This is a genomic window from Vibrio profundi (assembly GCF_043642225.1).
GTDB classification, from domain to species: Bacteria; Pseudomonadota; Gammaproteobacteria; order Enterobacterales; family Vibrionaceae; genus Vibrio; species Vibrio profundi_A.
This window is the reverse complement of sequence record NZ_JBHZSF010000002.1, coordinates 1-18,883: the sequence shown is the minus strand read 5'-3', so window position 1 is coordinate 18,883 and position 18,883 is coordinate 1. Positions and strand designations below refer to the sequence as shown.

Genomic DNA, 18,883 nt, shown 5'->3' with positions numbered 1-18,883 from the left:
TCTACTGCTTTTTTTTGTTTTCATTGTTTTGCGGTGCAGTAGTTTTACTGAGGTTGAGTGCTTGGTTCAAAGGAACTAAATCATGAAACGACCATCGCGGCCATTAATCATCGTAACCTTGTTACACAACAACGTCTGGAAACAGCACAATAGAGTCCTCAAAACCGTGCTTTGCGTATTCTCGATACATAAGGAGAGGTGTTAAGTATTTTAAATAGGAAGACAAAGTGTCTGGCTTTTGGGGGAAGCATAGAGTTTTGGAAAGGTGACCTAGCTAGTATCAAGGTATACACCTGAGGCCGCTAGGGATAAAGCGTGGAACACGTTTGTAACGCTCAATATGCCTGAAATTTAGCGAGTCGCAGAATTTCAGGCGGTTTAGTTTTCTATCCGAGTTACGCAACAAAATTTCGAAATGGTTAATCTTTTGGCACCAGGTTGTTTTGAAGGGCGAACTTAATCAAGCTATTGCTATTATCGAGGTTCAAAATTTTTAACATTCGATATTTGTGTGACTCCACAGTTCTAGTGCTTATTTTAAGTATTTCTGCAGATTGTTTTGCGGTCTTACCATCTGCCATATGTTCCAAAATTTCTCGTTGTCGTGAGCTGAGAAGCAATAATCTCGAATAACGCTCTTCATCGAGGCCGACGCTCTTTCTAAGAGAAAAATGTTGCCAAAAGTTTAACCACAGCAAAGCCAAATTTTTAAGTAGGGTAAGAGTAGTATCATCTGGTATAGCGCTACATTTCCTAAATTGAGAAACGCTCAACAGCCCCCAATTGGTGCCAAATAGTTGAAGTGGTGTGACTCCATGCCTGATGACTCCTTCTGAGTGAAGATGGCGTAACGGAAAAATGGACGAATATTTTAAGTCGAGGTGATCATAAATTCGCCAGCCTTCTGTTTGCGTTGCTGTCATTAAATAGTCAGCATAGTTTTCTCTTGCGAATTCGTTAAACCTTAGTGGTGGGAATTTACCGATAGTGGTTGAAATGGAACGCTTTTCAAGCAATGCAACTTTAGAGTTTGGATATATGGTCAATCTGTCGATGTCGAGTTTATCCATTGAATCCTGCATTAGTTTCTCAAGGTTTTCTTCGAACTTAGTGGGGGGGCAATCACTAAGAATCTGGATGGTGCGGTTAAGCATTATAGTTATCCCTTTCAACCGATGATATTTAAAAAACAGTAGATAAAAGAAAACGATTGCTGTCAACAATGTACAGGACCTAATTCGAATTCACTGATTCTCTGGATCTACTTGTACCGTTTAATTGAAATTGTTCTGAGTGCAACAATCTATTAGGCAATATATTCATCCGTGCCGATGGTAGTTATGAATACTCGCACTGATAACAAATAAGATGCGTTTGCAGTGAAGATACTGCAGCGACTGTATGTTTCGGCAAAAATTAGGTATTTTTACTAGTAAGGTTCTTGCTCTGTTAAGAGTAGCATAGGAGTAACTTTATGCTTAGGGGGAAAGGATGTGCAAAAGAAGATTTTTCAACATGTAGCTATTAGCGTTTTAATAATTACATCTCTAGTGGTTTTACTAGGTTATAACCATTTTCAAAAATCAAAAAGTCTTGAAATAAGTCGCCTTTCCTTAAATTCTCTTGATACATTAACATCGACGTTTGAAAGTAATCTTGCTTCATCCGTTAGTAAAGTACGCTCGATTTCAAAACTCATAGAAGACGTTAACAATGACGATGATATAGAACGATACATGGAACTATTATCGGCAGTCAAAGATGAAAATAATGAATATATAGATATCTATATTGCAAATGATAAAGGTTATGTTGCATCTGTTATAGAGAACGGGTATTGGGTTGAGGGTTTTAATGCAATTGAGAAAAAACGGAATTGGTTTCTTGACGTAATTAATCAGGAAGGCGCTCATTTTCTTAGTAATGCCTACATTGGAGACAGAGGTTTGATGAATGTCACTATGTCCATCGCCTTATTGTCAGAAAAGGGGACCAGAACGGTACTTGGCTTTGATGTAGAACTCTCAAGTTTAATGCCATCGATTAAAAATACTGAGTACGCTATTGCCGATTCGAATAACGTTGTCGTCGCTACAGATAGCGTAAATATGAGTTGGTTAGGTAAGAATATTGAACAGTTGAGGCCAATGTATTTATCTAGTTCAAGGAATAACATCATTCAGTATGCGAATGAACAAAGTGATAGATTCGCAGTAGCTTCTCAATCTGCTTATAACGGCGTGTTTACTATCTATGCAATTACACCTCTGACAGAGGTTGAAGATAATATAACAAACAATTTAGTAGCGTTGCTGATCAGCTTATTTTTCCTCGGGATATCAACTCTTGTGCTTGTGATATTTATTGTCACTAAGAATTTACTACCGCTTAAAAAACTAACCCTAGCCATCGATTTGATAAGTCAAGGAAGACTCGATACGCCGATTTCTAGCGATGGAAAAGTACCTGAGGTGAAAGCTGTTGAGCATGCGTTGGTAAAACTATCAACCGTATTTTCAGATTTCGTTTCAAATACAAAGAATGCTATATCCCGTGTAGAGGCTTCACAAAAGGAATTAGGGGGCATTTTCACATCGACTAATCGAAATGCAGTTGAGTTCTCTAAGTTGGCTGAAACAAAAAATGATTTGCTACATGTTATAGATGATGCAGCCAAAGTCTGTTCTAAAGCAATGCAGCAAACCCATCAATCAGTTTCTACCCTTGAAGAAAGCAAATCTACGTTGCATAAATCATTTAAGCTTATTGAATCAGTCTCTACCGGGATGGACAGTTCAAATCAAGGCATAATGGAACTTGTCGGAATGAGTGAAAGGATCAGTACTATTATCGATGATATAACTGCCATATCAGAGCAAACTAACTTGCTTGCATTAAACGCTGCAATCGAAGCTGCACGAGCTGGTCAACATGGCCGTGGATTTGCGGTAGTCGCTGATGAGGTGCGCTCACTGTCAATTAAGACTAAAAAGGCGACTCTTAACACTCGAAATATCGTAGACGAAATGCTTTCTCAAAGTCGAATTGTTGAAAAAGAAGCTAACGCAAATAAATCTAGAATTACTGAGTTAATGACCGTAGCGAACCAGCTTGAACTGTTTGGAAAACATATTGAAATCGAAACAGGAAACAACTTAGAGTCCGTGAAGAGCATAGAGTCTGCATTATGTAAACAGCAGGCGTTTGTGACTGTTTTTGATAACCAAGTTATCGCTTTGCAAAGCGCTTTTGACTCTAATGATGAGTTGATTGAACAGTTTAGTGAGATAACGATATCAGTGTCAGAAATGGTTGATGAACTACGTAATAAAGCTACGTATTTTGAGTTGGACTGATTTTATGAATTATATTGACGCTTCCGGTAGGATGATTGAATGTGAAAGTCATCATCAAAAAATTGTCGATAGCAATTATCAGGTTATTGGCCATGAAATGCTATGTCGACTTAAGGTAGGCGGTGTTGATGTAAGCGTTGATATCTATTTAAACTCTTTGAGCATGGAAGAGCGTACTGAAACTGAAGTTGAATTAGGTTTCATGCATATGGAGTATTTTTTTACTTCTAAGCTAGAAGGGATCTGCTTTATTAACTTATCTAGCGACACGGTTTTGCATTCTGTTAATTCAGGAAGATACGAACAGATAAAAGAACGAATGAGTTCTAATAATATTCCGTTAAAGAGAGTTTGCTTTGAAATTCTTGAATCCTCTTCGCGTAATGAAGACATGCTGTATGGGTATTTGTTATCAAAGTTATTTCCAACAACTACCCGAGCTTTAGATGATTTTGATTATAATGACGATATGGCAAGAAATCGTATTGATAATATTGATTTTGAATTAGTTAAGGTTGATAAAAAATACATGTTATCAAATAGGTACTTAGAGCTTCTCTATATGCATTCATTGCTGGTATCTAAAGGGAAGAAAATTGTCTTTGAAGGCGTTGAAAGTGAAAGGGATTTTAAGTTTTTTTCCTCATTAAGTAATTCTTATTGTCAAGGGTATTATATACACCGACCATCGCCAGTAAAGATGTAACATGAATACAATGCACATTATTTTAGGAATCGAATAAATCATCAACTAAGAGGTGTTAGTTGATGATTTATTGTTTAATGCAGACAGACTATCGCTGTGTGAAAGTAAGTTATGTGGTAAATCATTACTATTTACACGTTTTAATTAATATTTACACGTTTTAAAAGTTTAATGTGAAATTCGCAGATAACCCAGCAGTTTGCTTTCTACTATAAGTTAATGCGACATCCGTTTGAATTACGTTCAATAGGATAAGGGCGGCACCTGTGGTGAGACTCGCTTTTTCTTCTTCATTGGCTAGATTGTCATAATATCCGAGTCTTAATCGTATAGAACGAAGGATATACTGAGACTCCATACCAACTCTTAGGTATCTAGTATTATCATTTGTATTCAGATAGCCCTCTCGTTCATTTAAATCGTAATCGAGAGAAAAGATGCCAGTATCCCCTACGATACCTAGGCCTACTGTTGAAGTACGTGACAGTTCGTAAACATCTTGTTCTTTATTTCCACCCCATAGGTCTTCAACTGAAGTAGTGGAGAATTGTTTATTCCGAATGTTTTTTGAACTAATACCAATACGTAATGGGCCATAAAACCATAATAACCCTGCATCGAAGTTTATCAAAAAACTAGAATTTTTATTCTCTTTAATATCATCTAAATCAAAACGGTCAACTCGGCTTTGATACGTATACGTTGTGATCGTTTGTAGTTTTGGTGTTACGCCAAATGTAAAGTGTTGATGTCCTAGGGAAGCATATCGTGATATCGCGAGGCCTAGCTCTTTTACTTTAACGGACTTGGTTTTAATTAATGAACTATCCTCGTTGGGATTTCCGATTAGATCATACTTTATCTCTGGTTGAATGGTATCAATGCTGTAGATGGACGTATAAGCTGATATACCAGCGGTTGAGTTAGGAACAGCAAATGCCATTCCAATGCTCGTATTTAATGTCAACGAACTTCCATCAAGCGCTATGAGTGAATCGTCAGGGTTATCACCATTTTCTATGGCATTTGATACATCCGATAAGTTAGAGACAAAGTTACCTAAAGATGTAGCCGTTGTGGTGAAAGTTGGACCTAAAAAAGCTGCGTTATCTGTAGAGCGATAAATACTAGATAGAGCTGGGTTAAAATATGGAGAAGAGACAAAAGTCCCCGAGACAACGCCAGTTCCTCCCATTCCTACAGATTGTGCTTCTGTAAGGCCGAATGCATTACAATTTAAAGAGACAAATAGACTCAAAACGTACTTTGAACTCGTGTTTGTTATCAAAGTACGAATTGATAGGCCCGCTGATAAATTTAGGCCAGTGTTATAGGAGATCATTTTCATGGCATGTCTCTAGGTTATTGTGTCAGCTAAATGGATACTGGTGCCGTAGGCTGCGGATAGTCTTATCGTGCAATGCAGGTAAAACGTCATTACTTTAGTGAGGCGAACATCGTAGAGTGGCGTCATACTCATACTTAAATATCTTCAAAAAGCACATACGTTTTTCGGGCTTGGAAAGGTGAATTAAAGTACGGCTTAGTAACCCGTTTCATCCTTCGTCAACTCCTTGTCGTCCATTTTGAGTTGACGAATGCTCTAGTGATGAGGTGTCTATTAGTAGGTACTATTCATAATGCCTTTTGTTAGTACCGTGACGAGACATTTGTTGTATGGAAATGAGCCCTTTAAGTTATCGGAAGTTACTTTGCTTTTTAACGTCGTATCCTAGGCTTCGTACGATGTATGACATAAAAGGGTCGATGTGTTTAAAGAATTTATGCCAACCAGAACATAAATAATTGTGGCCAGCCTCACCATCATGAGAGCGAACGAAACGATTTTTTGGACACTCGCCATAACAAGCAAAAGCATAGTCACACTTTTTGCATTGTTGAGTTAATGTTCTCGTTTTGTTGAACCCAAATTGTTGCTGCTTCATTGAGAATGCCATGTCATCGAGTTTATTTTCGTATGCATTGCCAATTTTGTACTCTGGATAAACATAGTGGTCGCAAGTGAAAACATCGCCATTAGGCTCCATCGCTAAACCTTTACCGCAAATACTTCCCTGAGTACAAAGAGGGCTATCTTGACCTGTCCAAGAAATGAAAGCTGCTTCGAAATACTGTACATTGATTCGGCCTAAATCGTGGTTAAACCATTCGTCAAAGACTTTGCATAAAAACGTACCCCAATCTTGACTTTTTACACACCAAGATTCGACGATTGAATCGGTTTCTGCTGGGTCGGTTTGCTTAGAATCCATGACTGGCATCTCGCGAGATTTCCAGTGTTGTGGTGCAGTTTCACGAAATGATTTTGGTTCGACTATAGGAATGAACTGAATTTGAGGAGAACGAACTACGTCTCTAAGAAATCGATAAATCTCAACGGGTTGCTTGCTCGTTAAACTATTTATACAAGTCAACGTTGCAAAGTTGACATTGTGTTTGTGTAGTAATTCAACAGACTGCATTACTCGAGAAAAGGTGCCTCTGCCAGATTTATTTGTACGGAAGGCGTCATGGTACATTTGCGGACCATCAATGCTTAACCCCACCAAAAAATTGTTTTTGGCTAGAAACTCACACCATTTATCATTGAGTAAGGTTCCGTTCGTCTGTAAATCATTTGAAATTTTAACACCTGTCGGGGCATATTTCTTTTGTAGTCTGACAATTTCCTCAAAATAAGGTAGCCCGAGCATCGTCGGCTCTCCCCCTTGCCAAGAAAATATTATTTCAGGGGTGTTTTGTTGCTCAATATACTGAGAAATATAGGATTCAAGATCCTCGTAAGACATTTTAGGGGAGCAGCCTTCCTTATACTCCAGTAGGTCTTGTTTACTTAAGTAGTAGCAATAAGTGCAGTCGATATTACACGCAGCCCCAATTGGCTTGGTCATTACATGCATTCGTTTGCTAGCTTTACCATTGTGAAGGTAAGTTGTTATGGCGTTCATGTCGCGCCCCCAGTATTAATATTAAAGGTCATTTATTTCACTTGTGAATATATCAGTGACTGGGTGTTGTTTCGAATGAATATTCGTCCGGTTAAGTAAAACTGGGAAAATTACCAGTATGGATATATGAGATAGATCAACCTGAAATGATAACTAGAAAATTTGCTAGTAGGTTTGTTTCCCTTGTCGTCGTTTAATGAGTCCGAAAACATTTCTAACCATGTGTTTGGTTATTTTAATATCTTGATAAGGTGAACAATTATGTCTAAATTACTTGGACAAGTCACAGTAGGCTTGGGTGTTCTAGCAACTGCCCATGCTGCTGTAGCTGCTACATCTGAGCGTCCGAATATTCTTGTTATTTGGGGTGACGATATTGGTTATTCGAACATCAGTGCGTACAACAATGGTGTGATGGGCTACGAAACACCTAATATTGACCGTATTGCTAATGAAGGTGCACTATTTACGCACCACTATGCTCAGCAAAGCTGTACTGCAGGCCGCTCTTCTTTCATTTTAGGTCAGCACCCTTTCAGAACGGGTCTTTTGACCATCGGTATGCCTGGCTCTGATCACGGTATTCCAGATTGGGCACCAACTATTGCAGATGTACTTAAGAACAAAGGCTATGCAACGGGTCAATTCGGTAAGAACCACCTTGGTGATCAAGATAAACACCTGCCTACAAACCATGGTTTTGATGAATTCTTCGGTAACTTATACCACCTGAATGCAGAAGAAGAGCCAGAAACATACTACTACCCTAAAGACCCTGCGTTTAACAAAAACTTTGGCCCACGCGGTGTCATCCACGCGTTTGCTGATGGTCGCGTAGAAGATACAGGTCCTATGACTCGTAAACGTATGGAAACAGCGGATGATGAGTTTGTAGGTGCGTCTATTAAGTTTATTGAAAAAGCAGTTAAAGAAGACAAGCCATTCTTTACTTGGGTAAACGCTTCGCGTATGCATATCCACACTCGTCTACAAGATAAATGGGATGGCATTACAGGTGTGGGTATTTACCCAGACGGTATGACAGAGCACGACTATCACGTTGGTTTGCTTTTAGACAAGTTAGAAGAACTGGGCATCGACGACAACACAATCGTTGTTTACTCTACAGATAACGGCGCTGAGAAATTTACATGGCCTGACGGCGGTACTTCACCATTCCACGGTGAAAAAGGTACTACCTTTGAAGGTGGTATGCGCGTCCCTCAGCTAGTGCGCTGGCCAGGTACAATTGAACCGGGTACAAAAGTTAATGCAATGATGTCTCATGAAGACTGGTTGCCAACATTTGCTGCTGCTGCTGGTATGGATGATGTTGTCGGTGATCTTAAGAAAGGCGCTAAGTTCAACAACAAAGAGTGGCGTGTACACTTAGACGGTAACAACTTCAAACCGTTCTTTGAAGGTAAAGAAGATAAAGGCCCTCGTACTACTAAATTTTACTTTAGCGCTAACGGTGAGCTAAACGCACTTCGCTGGAATGAATGGAAAGCGACGTTCGCAATGATGGAAGGTAATATGCAATCTGCCGTGCGTATGGCTCCAGCTTGGCCTGAGCTAACTAACTTGTACGCAGACCCATACGAAATTGCAGCGCATGAATCACCAATGTATGTACGTTGGATGATCGATAACATGTGGCTGTTTGTACCTATGTCACAAGAAGTACAGAAGTTCTTTGCTTCACTAGAAGGTTACCCTATGCAGAAAGGCCAAGGCTTTAGTGCAGCAGGTATCAACTACAATACGCTTCAACTTCAAAAAGTGATGAAGCAGCTTCAAGCTACACAAAAAGCACAATAGCGTTTCCCCCCGCTATAGTGATGTCAAAGGCCCAACCTAGTGTTGGGCCTTTCTCGTAAAACTACGAGCAGAATCGCTCGTATCAATGATGTACAGTTTAATTATAGCTTTCAAATATACATATATTGCATAGAGGTACCAGTAATGAAGAATTTAATGATGGCCGTGACGGCTGCCGCCTTCCTACAGGGTTGTTCGACTTCTTTATTTATGGCAACAGAGGATATCGCGCTTAGGGACAAAATTATGTCGCAAATGGTTCATGTTGCCGGCGGCGATTATGAGCTTGGCGAGTCATGTGAAGAAGATGCCACTGCTTGTCCGGCCACTACTGTAGCAGTGAGTAGCTTTTACATATCAAAGTTTGAAATGACTCAGGATATATTCTTTGATGTGGTTGGTAACGATGTTAGTTACTTTCGCGGTGATAACATGCCAGTGAATCATGTTACGTGGCAGCAGGTTCAGTATTTTATAGAGCAACTTAATAAACGAACAGGGAAGAGTTTCAGGTTGCCAACCGAGGCCGAGTGGGAGTTCGCGGCTAAAGGCGGTAACCAATCACAAGGTTTAAGTTTTAGTGGGTCTAATACCATTGATAATGTGGCTTGGTATAAAGACAACGCTAATAATCAAGCGCACCCTGTGGGCTCTAAATTACCAAACGAATTGGGCTTGTATGATATGACTGGGAACGTAGGAGAGTGGGTGCAAGATGCGTATGAGGCAGGATACAATCGTTTTGATTCACTCAGTGACCCGATCAACGATATAGATTCAGAACATCACCTTGCGTACAAATCGGTAAGAGGTGGTAGTTTCTCGTACCCTCCAGAGTCGTCAAAGAATACTAGTCGAGATTTTGCTAGTCAGACAGCAATGATGGCGGATATTGGCTTTCGTTTAGTTTTATCTGAATAATAACGCTGATTTATTGAACTGAAGCTTGGTTCTTATGTTGCTCAGGCGATGATATGACATACCGCCTGAGCAAAAAATAGAGCCTTATTTTACTAATCCATGTCTCAATGCGTACTGAACTAAAGCCGCGCCAGTTTTCACATCAATCAATTTCATCATAGTGTATTTGTGGAACTCGACAGTGCGGGATGAAATGAAAAGTTCATCTGCCACTTGCTTTGCCGATTTACCTTGTGCAAGTAACCTTAAAACACTTAACTGACGAGAGGTAAGTTGAGGCTTATCTTCGTTGATAGTGACGGATTTAGATAGATATTTTTCCCCTGAGAGTACGGTCTCAACGGCTTGAATAAGTTCATTTGCCGCTTCGTTCTTTAAAACGTAGCCAAGTGCACCAGCAGCGAATGCCCCTTCAGCGTACTCTTGCTCTTCGTGCATCGTTAAACAAATAATCTTGATATCCTTATTAAGTCTTTGTATCGCGGCTGACGCAGCAATTCCGGTCATATCGCCCATGCTAACATCCGTAATAACTAGCTCAGGGTTATGTTGTTTCACGAGTTCTATTAGCTCTTCCCCGGACTGCGCGATAGCGATAACATCATGCTCTTTATTTAAAATGCCAGCAACGCCTTGCGCTACGATGAGGTGGTCATCGGCCAGAATTATTCTACTCATAATACCCCTGTATGTTTGGAATCTTAATATCTATTGAAAAACCACCGTCACTTGGTGAATTGAATGTGACTTCGCCATTAAATTGAAGTGTTCGCTCAGTGATGCTTCGTAGACCGATATTAGTCTTAGTTTGTAAACCTTCAAGATCGCAGCCTATGCCGTCATCAACAATTTGGAAGTTGAGAACTGAATCTTTAATTTCTAAAATAACAAATACTGCAGAAGCCTTAGCATGCTTTGCTACATTATTCAGTCCTTCTTGCAGAATTCGGTAAAGGTTGAGTGATAGATCTTTGCTGAGTGTTTGAAGAGGGGAAATCAAGGTTTGGATTTCAAAATCTTTTAACTCTGAGATTCTTCGGCATTCAGCAATTATAGCAGGAGTAAGACCCAAGTCGTCTAATATCGCAGGGTGTAATGAACGCGATAGAGCCTGCATTTCAGTGGCGACGAGTTGGATCTGATGCTGAAGTTCACGCAAACTAGTTTCAATTTGACTATTTTCAGCTTGGTCAACTAAGTTCGAAGCTTCAAATGTCAAAAGCGCCATTTTTTGAGAAAAGTTATCATGTAATTCTCTAGACAGTAAATTGCGTTCAACTTCTTGGTTGCGAATAAGATCTCGAGAAAGCTTTTCTAGTTCAATGTTTTTATTTTGAATGGTTTCCCAGTATGAGTACCTTTCATAGGTGGCTGCAAGGATCTGTCCAAAACTCTGCATACGTTGGATAGTCGCATCGCTCCAACTCTCTTGCCCTATATATCGACTCGCATTGATACTTCCCCAAATGCTACCCCTAACTTTGATAGGAATGGCAATATGAGAAATGATGCCTTCTTGTCGAAAGTAATAGTCATCTTCAGCAGAAAAAATGGCTTGTATGTTGTCCTTAGTAATTTTTACAACTTCACCACTCGCAATGAGATCAAGGTACAGGGCAGTCGCTCCAACGTTAGGTGTTAAGACTGGACGGTAGCCGTCTTCTACAGCAGAAAAAACAGATTGAAACCCTTTATTTTTATCCATTCGTAACAGAGACATTCGCTGAGCCGAAATGTACGGCAAAAACGATTTTAATGAATGGCTGATCGCTGATGGTAAGTCTGCTGTGTCATTGTCAAGCAACCACTTTGATATTTCGATAGTAAATTGTTCGATTTCAGAAAAACTCTCTAGTTCATTCATTGTATTCGACTCGTGTATTCAATTTAACACTGATTATTATCACGTCTAATTGGAAACGAAACCAGAGTCTATGTGTGACTTTGATCATGGCTCGTGGAACCTTTATCAACAACTGGGAAAATTTCGAGTTTAGGTAAGTGATTTGGCGATTTAAAATCCAGTTAACCGTAACCTCCCATATCGTTATTGGGCAGCCTTTAATTACAACTGGAAATAGAAATGGATAAAGTTATTGCTCGTGTTCTATGTACAAGTTTACTTTGCAGTGGTCAAGCCTTTGCTGTGACGTTTGAAGAAGTTTACGAGGACGCAAAGAACAATTCACCAATGCTGAATCAAGCAAACGCAAAGCGGGAACGATTGCATGAGAACATTGAGCAACAAACTGGTGCGCTATTACCTCAGGTAAATTTGTCTGCGAGTTATGTTGTTAGTGAAGGCGACAGTTATGATATTGAACGAAGTAACGCCTCTATCGCAATGCAACAGTTGATTTACGACGAATCAAGTTGGCAAAGGTTGTCTCTTAGTGAGTTAAATGCTCATTATGCAGATGTCCAGTTTGATGACCTCAAGCAGAGTTTCATATTGTCGGTAGCGACATCATATTTCAATGTTCTTAAGGCTATTGACAAACTGACATTGACACGGGCGGAAAAGAAAGCGGTTAGAGAACACCTTAATCATACCAAGAAGCGATTTGACTTAGGTCTGTCTACAGCTACCGATGTTTATGATGCGCAAGCAGAATATGACCAGATGTTAGCGAACGAAATTACCGCTAAGAACCGAGTTAAAGATAGAAAGCATGAGTTATGGTTATTAACCAATCAAAGATATAGCGAACTGTCTCCGTTAGATACAAATAAATTTAGTCACGGAATACCCAGTTCTAAAGTTGATGAACTATTTCAACAAGCAAAAACAGAAAACTTGCAGTTGTTAGCTGGACGAATTTCTATGGAAATACACAAGGCTAAAATTGATTATGCGAATTCTGGCCACGCTCCAAATGTAAAATTAAATTCAAGTTATCAGCACACAAACTATCGTAATGGCGATGTATTAGACCCATATACTGATGATGGTGATACATGGAATGTGGGAATTACGATGAATGTGCCAATTTATACAGGTGGCCAGATTAGTTCAAGTGTTAAACAAGCACAATTCGCACTTGTAGAATCTCAAGAAAAATTTGATTCGATGATTCGAAAAACCGAGCAAAATATAAATAAGCTACATAATGACATTATTTCAAACTCTGAACTGATAAAGGCTCATACCCAGTCTAGTAAGTCTGCAAAAGAATCGCTTAAAGCAACAGAGTCGGGATTTGATGTTGGAACACGTTCTATTATCGATGTTTTGCAAGCCAGTCGTCGTCTATATGGTTCAAATAGAATGCTGTCTGAAGCACAGTATGATTACATTATTAGTAAGTTATCATTGAAATATCAAGTTGGGACAATTAGTGAACAAGATGTCCGTGATATTTCTAAAGGTTTGCAAATTAAAAAAATTAAAATATAGGAACAAAAATGTTACTTAACAGAAAGTCACTTATCGCCTTGTCGATTTTCGCTGCATCAAATGCAATGGCAGGAGCTTATGTATTCCCTGAGTTAGGTATGATGAGTGTGAGTACTGCTGGTGCCGGAGCACAAGCGATTGCTGAAGGTGCAGAGACAGCGTTTGCCAACCCTGCGGCAATGACACGACTAGAAACCGATACAATTGCATTCAATTTTCAGGGGATGGTTTCTCAAATAGACTATACGGACACTGGCTCTACGGGGATTTTCGATGGCGGAGCTGAAAAGACTTCGGCTGGTACTAAAATGCCAGCAGGCTCTTTTTATTACGTAAAACCAGTTAACGATAAGTTTTCTGTCGGCTTCGCGTTGGCTTCAGCTGGTGGCTCGGCAATAGATTATGGCCCTAACTTTTCAGGTTCAGTTTTATTGCAAGATGCAACCTTGATGACTGTTCAACTTAACCCTAGTGTTGCCTACAAGGTAAATGATGAGCTTTCTATTGGCCTTGGTTTGGTCGGCGAACTTGGTTATTTGAAACAAAACTTCGCAGGAAGCAGAGACACGATGTTGCCAGCATTGCAAGGTAGCGGCGATAGTGTCGAGTTTGGCTACACAATTAGTGCTCACTACGAGACAGATGAAAACAACCGATACGGTATAGTCTATCGTTCGGAAACGAATCATGACATGGATGGGAAGTTAGAAAGCACTGAAAGTTCTACTGATGCTTCGTTTAATTTCATTATGCCAGCAATGGCCCTTATTAGTGGTTACCATAATGTATATTCTGATCTTGCTTTGCTGTGGAGTGTAGGTTGGAGTGATTTTAGTAAAGTACAAGAAACAAAAATTTCACTGACAAATGCCGAATCAGCGATCGCACGAGAATGGGAAGATACCTATTCAGTAAGTGTAGGCGCACACTACCAAATTCAGCCAAAGCTAAGATTGGAAGGGGGCGTATATTATGAGACGTCGCCTCAAGATGATCCGAAATTTCAGTATCCTGATGTACCTACGGGCGAAATATGGAAATTTGGTACTGGTGCGACATATGATCTTACGTCAGAATGGCGTATGCAAATGTATTACGAGTTTTTATATGGAGGGCATCCGGAAATTGAATATACGGCGTTTGACGGCGGTTTGCTTGAAAGCCAGTTATCGGGAGAATATAGTGCAAATGTCCATTTCTTTGGCGTGATGATGAATTATAGATTCTAAATTGAAATTAGATAAAAGCCCGATGTGTTCGGGCTTTTTTTATGTCTGTTTGTGGTGAGGTTGTTCGCGCTATAAATTATTATTTCTCGTTGGAATTAAACTGGTAAAAATTCCTGTTTTTCATTATTTGTGCCTGTCCTTTTAATTTTGAATCTCCAAATGATATATATATTTATTGCGCTTTGAATGGGTTGTATATTTGCATTGAATTGTCGCCATGGGGCGACAACATGAAGAAAATATTATATTTGGTAGTAGCAATGAAAAAAACAATTCTAGCAGTCTTACTGGCAACTTCGGCAACATCTGTAGCTGCAGGTGACATTTATTCTACAGACACGACGAACGTAGCGTTAAAAGGTGAAGTTGATGCGTATCTAGCAACAACTGATATTCAAGGAACTAAGACTGATCTAGACGTGAACGTTTGGGCAAAAGTTCAAATGGATGTGGAGCAAAAACTTACGGAAGACCTAACAAGTTTTGCTTCTTTTGAAATTGAATCTGGCTCATGGTACGACGGTACTAATAATTCGGCAAAATTTGATGATGTCCACATTGGTATTAAATCAGATAGCTGGGGAGTTGCTATTGGTGAAGTTGGCGATGTAGCTGACTCTGCAGATGCGATTGAGAAAGACGATATTACCAATGAAGGCAACTACATGGGTTCGGCAGGTGGTCATCACCGCGAATCAAAGGGTAACGGCATTGTCGCAAAAACAAAATTTGGCCCAATGACGTTTGTTGCTGATATTAATACAGCAGAAGATGAAGACGTAGATGCTACATTTGGCTTCTCAGCAGACTACGCTAATGACATTTTCTCTGTCGGTGCTTCTTTCATCCAAGGCGAAACTGATACTGACGAAGAATACGAACTATACGGTGTCTCTGCATCTGCTGAATTTAGCGGTGTTTACCTAGCGGCAACTTACGCTGAGTTCAAAGGCGCTGACAGTTTTGGTTTCTACAAAACTGCTGGTACTACTTCGAATGATGGTCAGTGGAATGAAAGCACTTCATATGAGTTAGTAGATGGTAATACGTTAGGTCTAGCTGCTGCTTACCAAATTAACGACGCTCGTATCTACACTACTTATGCAATTGCATCTGTAGATAACACTACAGCAAACACATACGGTGACACAACAAACTGGGTTATCGGTGCGGACTACGCGGTTGCTAGCAACATCACTGCATTCGCAGAATACCAACAAGGTGATGCTGATTGGGCTACTGACGAGTCGATGACAGTTGTAACTGGTGTTTACTACAGCTTCTAATTTTACTTGAGATTAGCCGATAGTTGTTCGTCCCCCTCGAATAATTATTGGCTAATCCATTTTTGAAAACCAACCTTCTTAATCCACTGTCTTTTTGGTTTTATCGCCACACTAGGCTCAATCTCGTGTGGCTTTTTTTAATTCAAATCTGAGAATAAGTTATGGTCGTTGATATTGTTGCAAAAGGGAGTATTTACGGGAACGAAGTAACGTTCCGATGCGAGCCGAATCAAAAAGGGCTCTATGAACTCGCGAAAGTAAAGGGTCGTAAAGTTGGTAGTCGTCCTCAGCATCAATCTAATCGTGTGTATGTTGAAACTGTAGACAAAGCGATTGAACTGCTTAGAACGGAACGCTATTACATCGCACTAACAGGGCGATTTGCAGGAATTCATAGAAAGTCGTTAAGGCCTTTAAAGTCATGCAAATTTGTAAAAGTTTAAGGGGTTGATGAAACTTAAGGTACGTTCAAGAACTAGTCTCACTCAGACTTATTCTTGATGTATATACTGCACTAATCGGGAGATTAAAAAAGAAATTCGTATAGGTTCCTATCTAGATTTGGTACATAGATTCCTTGGTCAAGTACCGTTGGAGAACCAAAAATACCGCCACTCACTTAACCTTCAATTTCTTTTGGCTGATATTGTGCCATGCGTTTACCAGTTTCGAGTTAATGCTAATAGCATTAATAAAGCCTTATCCCACTCATTATTGAAGGTAAGCCTAAAAAGTTATCGAAGATGGTTGTATAGCTTCACCAAAGTGGGCAATAAGAGCGGCATCTAGACGGTCATTCTTAGCTCTAAGCCCAATAGCCTCTGCGAATCTTTTAACGTGCAATGGGTTCGCAATAACATAGGGTAACTTCGCTTTATCACAGGCGAATATGAAAGGCATTTCCAGTCGGCCCGTAGCTTCGATGACAACGCGGCTATGTCTATGTATAGCAATAGTCTTAATCGCTTCCTTGACGCCTGTTTCATTGTTGGGAACGTTGAAGTAAATATCGAGAGGACGGGTGTAAATGTCTAATTGTGATTGGCCAGTATCAACACCGACATTAATGTTTTGAAGTCTGTTTGTATTCATAATAAGCTAACTCTTGCTTGCATATGCGGGCTCGAGACCTAGAAGACTATTCGAGTGTGGTGCTTGGAGTTCTATCTGGCGTTCGTACTTGTTATCGGTCTCTCAATAGAGAAGCCATCGTTTAATCGAACTACCAGATAGAAGAACTGCTCTGCTAAAGTCTGGCTCTCACCTTACCCGATTGGAGTGCTTATTATCCATACAATCTGTTTAAGAGTAATTCACAAGTGGTTTTAACCTATCTCCATCATTAGCGTCTGCAATGACCCGGTGGGTGTCACTCGTTATGCTGCTTAAATGTTTACTTAAGCAGTATAGTTTTCATAGTCTGTTTGATGGTGTAAAAGCGACCATACTATTCGAGCGTTCTTCGCAGTAATTGCCACTATCTGTGCCACTATCGCTCGGTTCATTCCTCTTCGTTCCAGCCCCCTCGACACCACCTATCTTGCTTGTCGCCAAGGTTGATGATGACAGTCCTAACCCCGTGAACTGAAAGTGTTCGTAGATATTTATCACTGTGTTTGGTTGTTCGACCCAGTCGGGGCTTACCACCAGTAGAATACTGCTTTGGTATTAACCCTATTCAGGCAGAGAAGTCGCGACTTTTATCAAATTGAGACCCATTGCCTATCGAAGCGAGTATCGCAGTAGCGGTTTGCGGTCCAATGCCTCGAACTTTCATCACTCGTTGAACATTAGCGCTGACCTTAGCAAAAGAATCAAAGACTTGTTCAGTATCGGCGATACGTTGATTCAATTCACCAAGGTGGTGATAAGCATCGGCTATTACTGTTCTAGCGAGGTGTGGAAGTTCATTTTCTGCGTATTCGAGCATTAAGGGAACCTGTTTCATCAATGAAGAGTGACCAACGGGAATGCTCAACCCGAACTCAGAAAGCAGGGCGCGCATGCGATTAATAAGTGCGGTGTATTCACGAACCCAATGCTCTCTCATTCTATGTACCGATAAGATGGCTTGTTGCTCGGGGGATTTTACGGGTACAAAGCGAATAGATGGACGCTGAACAGCTTCGCATATGGCAACAGCATCATTAAGGTCGTTCTTTCCCTTAGTTCGATAAGGAATTACGTATTTAACGGCCATAATACGGGCGTCGTGACCGAGTTTATTGAGTGTTCTTGCCCAATAATGTGCACCACCACACGCTTCAACGCCTATACGCATGAGTGGCATATTTGCTATTGTAGTCAGTAGTTTAGAGCGAGTTACCGACTTATGAAGTATGACCTTACCATTTTTGGTCTACGGCATGAAGGCTAAAGTGGTTTTTAGCTAGGTCGATACCGCAGAAATAAGAATAATCAGACATGGTGCCTCCGATGCATTTAAGTACCACATAAGTGTGGCAGATCCTCGGTAGGGGGAATCCATGTCGTTCGTTATGTGCTAATAGGAAAAGCGATGAAAGGAGTTCAATAAATGGTTACTTGTTACCTCAGATATATCATTGACCCATCGAAGGCTAGTGAGTTTGAAGAATACGCTAAAATGTGGATCCCACTCGTTGGGAGATTTGGTGGGCAGCATCATGGCTACTTTTTACCTTCTGAAGGTGCTAATAATGTAGCTTTAGCTTTGTTTTCATTTCCAAGTCTTGCGGCTTATGAGTCATATCGCACTGACTCACTCAAAGACAAAGAGTGTATTGCTGCTTTTGAATTTGCTGAAGATACGAATTGTATCGTGAGCTACGAACGTAGTTTTTTCAGACCAGTTTTCGACTAAGCTCGAGCATGATATTCAACTCAGCATATTTGCAACGCTCAGTATTCTTAAATCTGGGCAGCAGCTGAACCACCCAATTCAGTGTTTACGCTGAATTAGTTGAAGTTAGGTAAACTTACGCAGGGGCAGTGGGTAGATTGAGCAGAATAAACATAACATTAAATTTAAGTTGATTCTTAACGATTGGCGCTTTCAGTTTGAGTTGGCTTTAGTGTTTATGGCATGACGAGTTAGGTGAGTGGTCGCGTTGCTCACGACTCAAGTTGGCGTTGATATGACCCCCCACTGTCAATAAGAGCGTAGAAGTTTCTGCTCCCACATTTCAGAGCCTTTGTTCATTTTGGGATAGTGTTACC

At 40.2% G+C, this 18,883-nt stretch carries 14 protein-coding genes and 2 pseudogenes; 9 read left to right on the top strand and 7 right to left on the bottom strand.

The features are described 5' to 3' along the window. Positions 1-419 precede the first annotated feature (419 nt). Positions 420-1,154, bottom strand: coding sequence for a helix-turn-helix transcriptional regulator (locus ACHUFI_RS03575; RefSeq protein WP_394246994.1), 735 nt, complete (start codon positions 1,152-1,154; stop codon positions 420-422). Positions 1,155-1,493: 339 nt separating this feature from the next. On the opposite strand from ACHUFI_RS03575, the gene ACHUFI_RS03570 reads away from it, so the two are divergent. Together ACHUFI_RS03570 and ACHUFI_RS03565 are read left to right on the top strand one after the other, a co-directional pair. Next, positions 1,494-3,356 (top strand): methyl-accepting chemotaxis protein, encoded by a 1,863-nt coding sequence (locus tag ACHUFI_RS03570; RefSeq protein ID WP_394246993.1) that lies wholly within the window; start codon positions 1,494-1,496, stop codon positions 3,354-3,356. 4 nt (positions 3,357-3,360) lie between these two features. Beyond that, positions 3,361-4,062: an EAL domain-containing protein gene (locus ACHUFI_RS03565; protein ID WP_394246992.1), complete on the top strand. Its 702-nt coding sequence runs from the start codon at positions 3,361-3,363 to the stop codon at positions 4,060-4,062. Between the two features lie 160 nt (positions 4,063-4,222). On the opposite strand, the gene traF is transcribed toward ACHUFI_RS03565, so the two are convergent. Together traF and ACHUFI_RS03555 are read right to left on the bottom strand one after the other, a co-directional pair. After that, positions 4,223-5,410: a conjugal transfer protein TraF gene (traF, locus tag ACHUFI_RS03560; RefSeq protein WP_394246991.1), complete on the bottom strand. Its 1,188-nt coding sequence runs from the start codon at positions 5,408-5,410 to the stop codon at positions 4,223-4,225. 349 nt (positions 5,411-5,759) lie between these two features. Beyond that, positions 5,760-7,031 (bottom strand): anaerobic sulfatase maturase, encoded by a 1,272-nt coding sequence (locus ACHUFI_RS03555; RefSeq protein WP_394246989.1) that lies wholly within the window; start codon positions 7,029-7,031, stop codon positions 5,760-5,762. A gap of 261 nt (positions 7,032-7,292) precedes the next feature. Here ACHUFI_RS03555 and ACHUFI_RS03550 point away from each other — a divergent pair, with 261 nt between their 5' ends. Both ACHUFI_RS03550 and ACHUFI_RS03545 read left to right on the top strand, forming a co-directional pair. Further along, on the top strand, positions 7,293-8,852 hold the full coding sequence (locus ACHUFI_RS03550; protein WP_394246987.1) for an arylsulfatase: 1,560 nt from the start codon (positions 7,293-7,295) through the stop codon (positions 8,850-8,852). A gap of 144 nt (positions 8,853-8,996) precedes the next feature. Then, positions 8,997-9,773, top strand: a complete 777-nt coding sequence (locus tag ACHUFI_RS03545; RefSeq protein ID WP_394246985.1) for a formylglycine-generating enzyme family protein — start codon at positions 8,997-8,999, stop codon at positions 9,771-9,773. 84 nt (positions 9,774-9,857) lie between these two features. Here ACHUFI_RS03545 and ACHUFI_RS03540 read toward each other — a convergent pair whose 3' ends face one another. Then, the gene (locus tag ACHUFI_RS03540) at positions 9,858-10,451 is read right to left on the bottom strand and encodes a response regulator transcription factor (RefSeq protein ID WP_394246984.1); all 594 of its coding nucleotides are present in this window, start codon (positions 10,449-10,451) and stop codon (positions 9,858-9,860) included. Then, positions 10,444-11,637 (bottom strand): GAF domain-containing sensor histidine kinase, encoded by a 1,194-nt coding sequence (locus ACHUFI_RS03535; protein WP_394246983.1) that lies wholly within the window; start codon positions 11,635-11,637, stop codon positions 10,444-10,446. The genes ACHUFI_RS03540 and ACHUFI_RS03535 overlap by 8 nt, the downstream gene beginning before the upstream one ends. A gap of 219 nt (positions 11,638-11,856) precedes the next feature. Here ACHUFI_RS03535 and ACHUFI_RS03530 point away from each other — a divergent pair, with 219 nt between their 5' ends. From ACHUFI_RS03530 to ACHUFI_RS03515, 4 genes are all read left to right on the top strand, one after another. After that, the gene (locus ACHUFI_RS03530) at positions 11,857-13,170 is read left to right on the top strand and encodes a TolC family outer membrane protein (RefSeq protein WP_394246981.1); all 1,314 of its coding nucleotides are present in this window, start codon (positions 11,857-11,859) and stop codon (positions 13,168-13,170) included. A gap of 8 nt (positions 13,171-13,178) precedes the next feature. Next, positions 13,179-14,399 carry an OmpP1/FadL family transporter gene (locus ACHUFI_RS03525; protein ID WP_394246980.1) on the top strand — a complete coding sequence of 407 codons (1,221 nt, stop codon included), beginning with the start codon at positions 13,179-13,181 and terminating at the stop codon, positions 14,397-14,399. 260 nt (positions 14,400-14,659) lie between these two features. Then, entirely contained in the window at positions 14,660-15,685 is a 1,026-nt protein-coding gene (locus ACHUFI_RS03520; protein ID WP_394246979.1) for a porin, read from the top strand. 161 nt (positions 15,686-15,846) lie between these two features. Then, a complete protein-coding gene (locus ACHUFI_RS03515) occupies positions 15,847-16,128 on the top strand; it encodes a hypothetical protein (RefSeq protein WP_394246978.1) in 282 nt (93 codons plus the stop codon). A 298-nt stretch (positions 16,129-16,426) separates the two neighbouring features. Here ACHUFI_RS03515 and ACHUFI_RS03510 read toward each other — a convergent pair. Together ACHUFI_RS03510 and ACHUFI_RS03505 are read right to left on the bottom strand one after the other, a co-directional pair. Beyond that, positions 16,427-16,777 (bottom strand): annotated as a pseudogene (locus tag ACHUFI_RS03510) (IS110 family transposase); the annotation flags it as partial. A 305-nt stretch (positions 16,778-17,082) separates the two neighbouring features. Further along, a pseudogene (locus ACHUFI_RS03505) lies at positions 17,083-18,111 on the bottom strand (IS110 family RNA-guided transposase). Positions 18,112-18,221: 110 nt separating this feature from the next. Here ACHUFI_RS03505 and ACHUFI_RS03500 point away from each other — a divergent pair. Beyond that, positions 18,222-18,527, top strand: coding sequence for an NIPSNAP family protein (locus tag ACHUFI_RS03500; protein WP_394246977.1), 306 nt, complete (start codon positions 18,222-18,224; stop codon positions 18,525-18,527). The last annotated feature ends 356 nt before the right edge of the window (positions 18,528-18,883 follow it).